The 8,534-nt window shown below is 72.5% G+C and carries 8 protein-coding genes and 1 pseudogene; 6 read left to right on the forward strand and 3 right to left on the reverse strand.

Annotated features, from left to right (window positions below):
- Positions 1-183 precede the first annotated feature (183 nt).
- Positions 184-447, reverse strand: coding sequence for a WhiB family transcriptional regulator (locus ACFW2E_RS34450; RefSeq protein WP_003975777.1), 264 nt, complete (start codon positions 445-447; stop codon positions 184-186).
- A 669-nt stretch (positions 448-1,116) separates the two neighbouring features.
- On the opposite strand from ACFW2E_RS34450, the gene ACFW2E_RS34455 reads away from it, so the two are divergent.
- From ACFW2E_RS34455 to ACFW2E_RS34470, 4 genes are all read left to right on the forward strand, one after another.
- Positions 1,117-1,617 (forward strand): cysteine dioxygenase, encoded by a 501-nt coding sequence (locus ACFW2E_RS34455; RefSeq protein WP_384472147.1) that lies wholly within the window; start codon positions 1,117-1,119, stop codon positions 1,615-1,617.
- A gap of 34 nt (positions 1,618-1,651) precedes the next feature.
- Positions 1,652-2,635 (forward strand): 2-phospho-L-lactate transferase, encoded by a 984-nt coding sequence (gene cofD, locus ACFW2E_RS34460; RefSeq protein WP_384472150.1) that lies wholly within the window; start codon positions 1,652-1,654, stop codon positions 2,633-2,635.
- Positions 2,632-3,939, forward strand: coding sequence for a coenzyme F420-0:L-glutamate ligase (locus ACFW2E_RS34465; protein ID WP_384472153.1), 1,308 nt, complete (start codon positions 2,632-2,634; stop codon positions 3,937-3,939). Before cofD ends, ACFW2E_RS34465 begins: the two co-directional genes overlap by 4 nt.
- A gap of 69 nt (positions 3,940-4,008) precedes the next feature.
- A complete protein-coding gene (locus tag ACFW2E_RS34470; protein ID WP_384472155.1) occupies positions 4,009-5,019 on the forward strand; it encodes a DNA-3-methyladenine glycosylase family protein in 1,011 nt (336 codons plus the stop codon).
- A gap of 113 nt (positions 5,020-5,132) precedes the next feature.
- On the opposite strand, the gene ACFW2E_RS34475 is transcribed toward ACFW2E_RS34470, so the two are convergent.
- Together ACFW2E_RS34475 and ACFW2E_RS34480 are read right to left on the reverse strand one after the other, a co-directional pair.
- Positions 5,133-6,215, reverse strand: coding sequence for a sugar phosphate nucleotidyltransferase (locus ACFW2E_RS34475; RefSeq protein WP_384472158.1), 1,083 nt, complete (start codon positions 6,213-6,215; stop codon positions 5,133-5,135).
- 163 nt (positions 6,216-6,378) lie between these two features.
- A pseudogene (locus ACFW2E_RS34480) lies at positions 6,379-6,850 on the reverse strand (N-acetylmuramoyl-L-alanine amidase); the annotation flags it as partial.
- A 232-nt stretch (positions 6,851-7,082) separates the two neighbouring features.
- Between ACFW2E_RS34480 and ACFW2E_RS34485 the strand changes: the two are divergent.
- Together ACFW2E_RS34485 and ACFW2E_RS34490 are read left to right on the forward strand one after the other, a co-directional pair.
- Entirely contained in the window at positions 7,083-7,838 is a 756-nt protein-coding gene (locus ACFW2E_RS34485; RefSeq protein WP_384472160.1) for a TIGR03089 family protein, read from the forward strand.
- Positions 7,839-7,942: 104 nt separating this feature from the next.
- On the forward strand, positions 7,943-8,534 hold a 592-nt coding region (locus tag ACFW2E_RS34490; protein WP_384472163.1), incomplete at its 3' end, for an LCP family protein.

Raw genomic sequence — 8,534 nt, forward strand, 5'->3', positions numbered from 1 at the left:
GGGGGGGTTTGTTTTTTTTATAACCACCCCCGGGGGGGGCTTCCGGCCCCCGCCACCACAATATCGGCTGCCCTTGTTGCCGGCCCGCCGCCTGTGGATAACCCACCGGCGACGGGCCGTCAGTGAACGGTCGGAGGGAAGGCCGTGTACCGCTCGGTCGGGCGGTGGGCCTTCTTGCGCCCTTCAGACGGCGGCCTTCTTCAGCCGGCGCCGCTCGCGCTCCGACAGACCGCCCCAGATGCCGAACCGCTCGTCGTTGGCGAGGGCGTACTCGAGGCACTCGGAGCGCACCTCGCAGGCGAGGCAGACCTTCTTGGCCTCTCTCGTCGAGCCGCCCTTCTCGGGGAAGAAGGACTCGGGGTCGGTCTGGGCGCACAGCGCGCGCTCCTGCCAGCCGAGTTCCTCGTCCGCGTCGTCGACCAGCAGTTGCTGCACCAGCTCGGTCATGTGCGCCCCTCGTCTGTCTTTCGCGTCCCCGTGTTGTAGCCGTTACCGATTTCGGCTGAACGACACGAGTGAAATTACAAGTGTGCTGCTCCGGGCGAGTCAAGCCGGGATCTGCTATTGAGCCCGTTATTCACTCTGCGGAACCAAGGCCATGCGGAAAGTGTTCAAATCGGCATAAACCTTGACGCGCAGAAGGGGCCCGGGAGGGACACCGACCCCACACCTAACCTGTACGGAGAAGGACGCCCATAAGTTCGATCGCGTTCCGGCGAGACCCGTGAGCCCGGTTGTGCGCCATGTGTCCGGGTCAACCGCTGAACAAACCTTTCGCCACGGAGTTGAACCGGATGAGGTGAAACTCATCCCACATACCGGGCGTCGAGTTGACAGTGCGGGTGTGAACCGGTGTCCTTGTGGGCATGCTCGCGAACTTGGCACCCGCCTCGGCCCGCACCGCCGGGTCCCTCGGCGCTGCCCGCGTTCGCCGTAGCTGTTGTTGCTGTTCCAGCTGTTGAGCCCAACGCGCTCCGGCTGTCCTTGAGTCCATCCCGACTCGGCTGCTGTCCCTTTCCCGGCCCTGATCCAGGGCCACCCTCCCGCTCGTGACCCGGGCGGACGGTACGCGAGACCCCAGCCCCCCACTCTTCCGCCGAGGACCCACCGCACCCCATGAACAGCGACAACGACCTCCAGATCGCCGGCGACATCCTCGAAGTGCCGCACCTCCTGCAGCCCCCGCGCGAGCACCCGGCCACCGTCGCCGAGTTCGTCGGCCTGGCCCGCTCCGTCGCCGCCGAGCGCTCCCAGTGGGAGCACCTCGTCCGCTACGACGCCACGACACGCTGGTACCACCGGCTGCGCACCGGCCCCGGCTACGAGGTGTGGCTGCTGTCCTGGGTGCCGGGGCAGGGCAGCGGGCTGCACGGCCACGGCCGCTCCTCCGGTGTACTGACCGTCCTGGAGGGCACGCTGACCGAGCGGACCGAGCGGGGTACGCGCGCGTTGGAGGCCGGCGCGCAGCGGGTGTTCGCCCCGGGGTACGTGCACGAGGTCGTCAACGACACTCTGGAACCGGCGGTCAGCCTGCACGTCTACTACCCGGGCCTGACCGAGATGCCGATGCACACGGCCACGGCCCCGCACTGCGAGGCGCGTCCGGTGACTGCCTGACGCGTTGTCGTACCCGCCTGCAAGACTTGGGCCCATGCGCATTGTGGTTCTGGCAGGCGGCATCGGCGGTGCCCGGTTCCTGCGCGGTCTGAAGAAGGCCGTGCCGGACGCGGACGTCACGGTCATCGGCAACACCGGCGACGACATCCACCTCTTCGGGCTGAAGGTCTGCCCGGACCTCGACACGGTGATGTACACGCTCGGCGGCGGTATCAACGAGGAGCAGGGCTGGGGGCGGGCCGACGAGACCTTCCACCTGAAGGAGGAACTCGCGGCGTACGGGGCCGGGCCCGAGTGGTTCGGGCTCGGCGACCGGGACTTCGCCACGCACATCGTGCGGACGCAGATGCTGAGCGCCGGCTATCCGCTGAGCGCGGTGACCGAGGCGCTGTGCGACCGCTGGAAGCCGGGCGTGCGGCTGATCCCGATGACGGACGACCGCGTCGAGACCCACGTGGCCGTGACACTGCCTGACAGCGGCTCCCCCGCGGGCCCCGGGGAGCGCAAGGCGGTGCACTTCCAGGAGTACTGGGTGCGGCTGCGGGCGTCGGTCCCGGCCGAGGCCGTCGTGCCGGTCGGGGCCGAGCAGTCGAAGCCGGCACCGGGCGTCCTGGAGGCCATCGCGGAGGCGGACGTGATCCTCTTCCCGCCCTCCAACCCCGTCGTCTCCATCGGCACGATCCTCGCCGTACCCGGCGTCCGGGAGGCGATCGCGGACGCCGGCGTGCCGGTGGTGGGCCTGTCCCCCATCGTCGGGGACGCGCCCGTGCGCGGGATGGCCGACAAGGTGCTCGCGGCGGTCGGCGTGGAGTCCACGGCCGCGGCGGTGGCCGAGCACTACGGCTCGGGGCTGCTCGACGGGTGGCTCGTCGACACCGTGGACGCGGGCACGGTGGAGCGGGTCGAGACGGCCGGCATCCGCTGCCGGGCCGTACCGCTGATGATGACCGACCTGGACGCGGCCGCGCAGATGGCCCGGGAGGCACTCGCGCTGGCGGAGGAGGTGCGGGGGGCGTGAGCGGCGCGGCGCCCGGGTACCGGGTCTGGGCGGTCGACGGGATTCCCGAGGTCCAGCAGGGCGACGACCTCGGCAAGCTGATCGCCTCCGCCGAGCCGGGGCTGGTCGACGGGGACGTGCTCCTCGTCACCTCCAAGATCGTGTCCAAGGCGGAGGGCCGGGTCGTCGAGGCGGTCGACCGGGAGGCGGCGATCGACGCGGAGACCGTGCGGGTCGTGGCCCGGCGCGGGCCGCTGCGGATCGTCGAGAACCGGCAGGGCCTGGTGATGGCGGCCGCCGGGGTCGACGCCTCCAACACCCCTTCGGGAACGGTGCTGTTGCTGCCGCAGGACCCGGACGCCTCCGCGCGCGCGATCCGGGACGGGCTGCGCGACACGCTCGGCGTCGAGGTCGGGGTCGTCGTCACCGACACCTTCGGGCGGCCCTGGCGCGCGGGGCTCACGGACGTCGCGATCGGCGCCGCGGGCGTACGCGTCCTGGACGATCTGCGGGGGGCCACCGACGCGCACGGCAATCCGCTCAGCGCGACGGTCGTGGCGACGGCGGACGAACTCGCCGCCGCGGGCGACCTCGTCAAGGGGAAGGCGGCCGGCCTGCCCGTCGCCGTGGTGCGCGGTCTGCCGCACGTGGTGGCCGCGGAGGACGGGGAGGGGGCCCGCGCCCTGGTGCGCGACGCGCGCGACGACATGTTCCGGCTCGGGACGTCCGAGGCGGTGCGCGAGGCGGTGACCCAGCGGCGCACCGTGCGGGCCTTCACCGACGAGCCCGTCGATGCCGGGGCTGTACGCCGGGCGGTGGCCGCGGCGGTGACCGCGCCCGCCCCGCACCACACGACGCCGTGGCGGTTCGTGCTGCTGGAGTCGGCGAAGTCGCGGACCCGGCTGCTCGACGCGATGCGCGATGCCTGGATCGCCGACCTGCGGCGGGACGGCAAGAGCAAGGAGTCGATCGCCAAGCGGGTGCGGCGCGGGGACGTGCTGCGCAACGCTCCGTACCTGGTCGTGCCCTGTCTCGTCATGGACGGCTCGCACACCTACGGCGACGCGCGGCGGGACGCGGCCGAGCGGGAGATGTTCGTGGTCGCCACGGGCGCCGGCGTACAGAACTTCCTGGTCGCGCTGGCCGGGGAGCGGCTGGGTTCGGCGTGGGTGTCGTCGACGATGTTCTGCCGGGGCGTGGTCCGCGAGGTGCTGGGCCTCCCGGCGGACTGGGATCCCATGGGGGCGGTGGCGGTCGGACATCCGGCCGGGGCCCCACGGCCACGGCCGGAGCGGAAGGCGGCCGCGTTCATCGAGGTCCGGTGACCATGTCGTACGACCGCCTAGTCTCGTAGGACGGCTCCGGCGTCTCAGGTATCTCAGGGGATCCCACTCGTGGCAGGACGATTCGCTCCGCGGCCCACGCGTACGACCGTGCGCGGTGGGCATGTCGCCGTGCCCGCCGGGACGGGGCTGCCCCGGCAGGCCGGCGCGGCGGGGCGGGTGCGCAGGTGGGTGCCCGAGGGGGCGCTGGACCTCGGGCTGGTGCTCGGGCCGCTGCGGCGCGGGCCTGCCGATCCGACGTTCCGGACCCTGCCCGACGGGTCCGTGTGGCGGGCCAGCCGGACACCCGCCGGGCCGGGGACGCTCCGGGTGGCGGTCCACGGCGGTGAGGTGCGCGCCGAGGCGTGGGGGCCGGGGGCCGAGTGGCTGCTGGACCGGTTGCCGCAACTGCTGGGCGCCGACGACGACCCCGACGCGTTCGCGCCGCGGCACCGGCTGCTGGCGCTCGCCCGGCACCGGCGGCCGGGACTCAGGCTGACGCGGACCGGCCTGGTGCTGGAGTCGTTGATTCCGTCGATCCTGGAACAGAAGGTCACGACCGACGAGGCGTACCGGGCGTGGCGGCTGCTGGTCCGGAAGTTCGGGGAGCCCGCGCCTGGGCCTGCGGCGGGCGGACGGCTGTGGGTGATGCCGGAGCCCCGGACCTGGGCGCTGATTCCCTCGTGGGAGTGGCATCGGGCCGGGGTCGACAACAAGCGGGCGTCGACGATTCTGCGGGCCGTGCGGGTCGCCGCGCGGCTCGAGGAGGCGGTCGGGATGGAGCCCGGAGCGGCGCAGGCGCGGCTGGAGGTCGTGCCGGGGATCGGTCCCTGGACGTCGGCCGAGACCGTGCAGCGCAGTCATGGGGCGCCGGACGCGGTGACGGTCGGGGATCTGCATCTGCCGGGGATCGTGGGATGGGCGCTCGCCGGGGACCGGTACGCGGACGACTCCGTGATGCTGGAGCTGCTGGAGCCGTACGCGGGGCAGCGGCATCGGGCGGCCCGGTTGATCCTGCTGAGCGGGAAGACGCCGGCGCGACGCGCTCCGAAGATGCCCCGCGTCGACATCGGTCGGTTGTGAGGTGGGCGCCGGCCGGGATCAGGGCCCGTCCGGCGTTCGAGGACGAGGCCGTGCAGGCCGACGGGGGTTCGGGGCGCGGCCCCAAGGGCGGCGCCCCTGCCCACCCGCAACGACTACTGGTCGGAAGAGAAGCGGAGCGCCCCCGCCGGGATGCGGGCGTCGCACCACACCCGGACGCCCTCGCGGAGTTCGTTGTCGGCACCGACGACCGCGCCGTCGCCGATGACCGTGCCGGTGAGGACGGAGCGCTCGCCGACGCGGGCGCGAGTGCCGATGAGGGAGTCGGTGACGACCGCTCCGGGTTCGATGACGGCGCCCGGCAGGATCGTGCTCCCGAAGACCCGTGCCCCCTCCGCGACGAACGCGCCTTCGCCCACCACCGTGCCGCCCGTCAGCTTCGCGTCCGGCGCCACTCTCGCCGTCGGCAGGATCAGACGGTCGCCGCAGCGCCCGGGGACCGCGGGGGACGGCGCCCGGCCCAGGACCAGGTCCGCCGAGCCGCGGACGAAGGCCGCGGGGGTGCCCAGGTCCAGCCAGTACGTGGAGTCCACCAGACCCTGCAGATGGGCTCCGGCGGACAGGAGGTTCGGGAAGGTCTCCCGCTCCACCGACACCGGGCGGCCCGCCGGGATCGTGTCGATGACCGAACGGCGGAAGACGTACGCCCCCGCGTTGATCTGGTCGGTGACGATCTCCTCCGGCGTCTGCGGCTTCTCCAGGAAGGCGAGGACCCTGCCCGTCCCGTCCGTGGGGACCAGACCGTAGGCGCGGGGGTCCGTCACCTTCGTCAGGTGCAGGGACACGTCCGCGCCCGTCGACTCGTGCGTGCGCACCAGCGCCCTGATGTCCAGTCCCGTCAGGATGTCGCCGTTGAAGACCAGCACCGGTTCGTCGGGACCCGAGTGGAGGTGCGCGGCCGCGTTGCGGATCGCGCCGCCGGTGCCGAGGGGCTCCTCCTCGGTGACGTACTCGATGTGGAGGCCCAGCGCGGCGCCGTCGCCGAAGTAGGGCTCGAACACCTCGGCCAGATAGCTCGTCGCGAGCACGATGTGCTCGACGCCCGCCGCCCTCGCGCGCGCCAGCTGGTGTGTGAGGAACGGGACTCCGGCCGCCGGGACCATGGGCTTGGGAGTGTGCACCGTGAGCGGGCGGAGCCGAGTGCCCTTGCCGCCGACCAGGAGGATCGCTTCTGTCACCTGTCGTCTCTGCTTCCTGCCGGGACCGGCCGAACTGTGTTCCGGCCGGCCAGTGTATGCAGACCGTGCGACGGCGCCCTCGACAGCCGCGCGGTGTCCCGCGACATCGGCATGCGGTTTTCCCCCGGCTGTCCCCGACGGCGGTGGAACGCGCGCCCCGGCCTCAGCGCCCCTGGCAGCGGGCCGCGCCGGAACGGGCGGCGCCGAGTTTGGAGCAGAGCCGCTTACCCGGGCACTCCGTGGCGAACCCGTCCCGATGGCCGGAGATCACGTTCAGTCGTACGTTCTTCCCCTTTGGGTAGAGATTGCCACCCTCGGACTTCAGGTATGTCATTCCTCGCGGATTGGCCCCGTCGAGCCCGAGTTTCTGCGCGGTGAGTCTGGCGACCGCCGTCACGGCGGCGGAGGACGGCTTGGCCGAGTCGAATGTGCCGAGGACCGCGATTCCCATGGTGTCGCTGTTGAAACCGAGGGTGTGGGCACCCATGGGCACCCATGAGGACCTTCGCCGTCCCCGTGCGGCCCTCGTAGACGTTTCCGCACTTGCCGACGAGGAAGTTGTAGCCGACGTCGCGCCGGCCCATGCTCCTGACGTGGTAGCGGTGGGTACCGCGAATGACCGACGGGGCCTGTGAGCCTTTCCGCGGTCGGCGCCGGCCTTGTGGGGACGGCGGACGCGGGCAGGTCCAGGTCGGCCGCGCACGTGACACCGAACGGGGAGGCGAGGATTCCACGCATGCCTCTGAGCGCGGACATACTCATACATATCCGCCCATCGGGCAACTGACGGGCCGTCGGGTGCCGTTCCTCCGGACCGGTGGCCCCGTCGGCCGGTGCCCGGCCTTGGCGCCGCGTACGCTTGCGCGGGTGAACGCCACCGATCGCACCCCTGCCGACCTGCTGCGTTCCGCGCTCGCCGCGGATCCCGGACGCCCCCTGGTGACCTTCTACGACGACGCCACGGGCGAACGCGTCGAACTGTCCGTCGCCACCTTCGCCAACTGGGTGGCCAAGACGGCGAACCTGCTTCAGGGCGACCTTGCCGCGGGGCCCGGCGACCGGGTCGCGTTGCTGCTGCCCGCGCACTGGCAGACGGCGGTGTGGCTGCTGGCGTGTTCCTCGGTGGGCGCGATCGCGGACGTGGCCGGTGACCCGGCGGCGGCCGACGTCGTCGTGAGCGGCCCGGACTCGCTGGAGGCGGCCCGGGCGTGCCGCGGGGAGCGGGTGGCCCTCGCGCTGCGTCCGCTGGGCGGGCGCTTCCCGCGGCCACCGGAGGGCTTCGTGGACTACGCCGTCGAGGTGCCGAGCCAGGGGGACCGGTTCGCGCCCTTCGCGCCGGTGGATCCGGAGGAGCCCGCGCTGATCGTGGCGGGGGCGGAGTACACGGGGGCCGAGGTGGTCGAGCGGGCGCGGGCGGAGGCGCCCTCGCTGGACCTGACCGGGCCCGGCTCCCGGCTGCTGTCGGGGCTGCCGTACGACACCTGGGCGGGGCTCAGCGCGGGGCTGTACTCGCCGCTGGCCGTCGGGGGGTCCGTGGTGCTGTGCCGCCATCTGGAGCAGCTGGACGAGGACGCCCTGGCGAAGCGGATCGAGAGCGAACGGGTGACTGCCGCACGTCACTGATCTTCACCCGATCGGAGTAGTACCGGCCGCCCCGGCGGCCCTTTCCGCGCCATGGTCGTAGGAGCAGGACGACACGCTCGTACGCCGTGAGGGGGTGGGCGCCCGTGACCGAAAGCGCAGGTTCGCCCCCCTCGGGCACCCTCGGTCCCGGTGCCGGCGCCTCCGCCACCGGTGACGGGCTGATACGCAGGCGCCGGCGGCGCTGGGTGCAGGGTGCCTCGCTGGGGCTGGGCCTCCTGGTGCTCGCGGCGGCCGGGGGCGGATGGGCCGTGTACGCCAAGCTCAGCTCGAACATCACGCCTGACGAGGCCGCGGCGGCCGAGCTCGCCCGGTACGAGCGGGAACGGCCCACCGCGCTGGTGCGCGGCGCGCAGAACATCCTGCTGATCGGGTCCGACACGCGTTCGGGGAAGGGCAACCGCAAGTACGGACGGGATCTGGGCAGCGAGCGGTCCGACACCACGATCCTGCTGCACCTGGCGGCCGACCGGCGCAGCGCCACCGCCGTGTCCCTCCCCCGCGATCTGATGGTGAACGTGCCGAGCTGTCTGCGGGCGGACGGTCGCCGCACCGAGCCGGCGTTCACGATGTTCAACTACGCCTTCGCGATGGGCGGCTCGGCCTGCACCATCCGGACCGTCGAGAAGCTGACGGACATCCGGATCGAGCCCCCCAAGGTGGTCGACATCTCCCGGG

The organism is Streptomyces sp. NPDC058964 (assembly GCF_042741275.1).
Lineage (GTDB): Bacteria > Actinomycetota > Actinomycetes > Streptomycetales > Streptomycetaceae > Streptomyces.

What these genes read in the sequence shown, in the direction of transcription:
- ACFW2E_RS34450 (WP_003975777.1), bottom strand. Translation starts at nt 447, where the DNA reads ATGACCGAGCTGGTGCAGCAACTGCTGGTCGACGACGCGGACGAGGAA.
- cofD (WP_384472150.1), top strand. Translation starts at nt 1,652, where the DNA reads ATGCGCATTGTGGTTCTGGCAGGCGGCATCGGCGGTGCCCGGTTCCTG.
- ACFW2E_RS34455 (WP_384472147.1), top strand. Translation starts at nt 1,117, where the DNA reads ATGAACAGCGACAACGACCTCCAGATCGCCGGCGACATCCTCGAAGTG.